Source organism: Bacillus pretiosus (assembly GCF_051294775.1).
GTDB classification, from domain to species: domain Bacteria; phylum Bacillota; class Bacilli; order Bacillales; family Bacillaceae_G; genus Bacillus_A; species Bacillus_A wiedmannii.
In genome coordinates, this window is sequence record NZ_JBPPHF010000058.1 from 1 (window position 1) to 341 (window position 341).

Sequence of the window (341 nt, forward strand, 5' to 3'; positions counted from 1 at the left end):
ATGTTCTTCAACTCGTACGTTAATTTTAGAAGATGCATTAGTACCGAAAGAAAACTTACTTGGTGAAATCGGTAACGGTCATATTATCGCGTTCAACATTTTAAATATCGGCCGTTATAAATTAGGTGTTGGTACAGTTGGATCTGCGAAACGTGCAGTAGAAATTTCAGCACAATATGCAAACCAACGTCAACAGTTCAAACAACCAATCGCTCGCTTCCCATTAATTCAAGAGAAACTTGCGAATATGGCAGCGAAAACAAATGCAGCTGAAAGCTCTGTATACCGTACAGTAGGTTTATTCGAAAGCCGCATGAGCACATTATCTGAAGAGGAAGTAA

1 protein-coding gene is annotated in these 341 nt (G+C 39.0%); it reads left to right on the forward strand.

Going from position 1 to position 341, the window contains the following annotated elements:
* Nucleotides 1-341, forward strand: a 341-nt coding sequence (locus ACSG5Z_RS29835; protein WP_435712745.1) for an acyl-CoA dehydrogenase family protein, incomplete at both ends; no start/stop codon positions are given.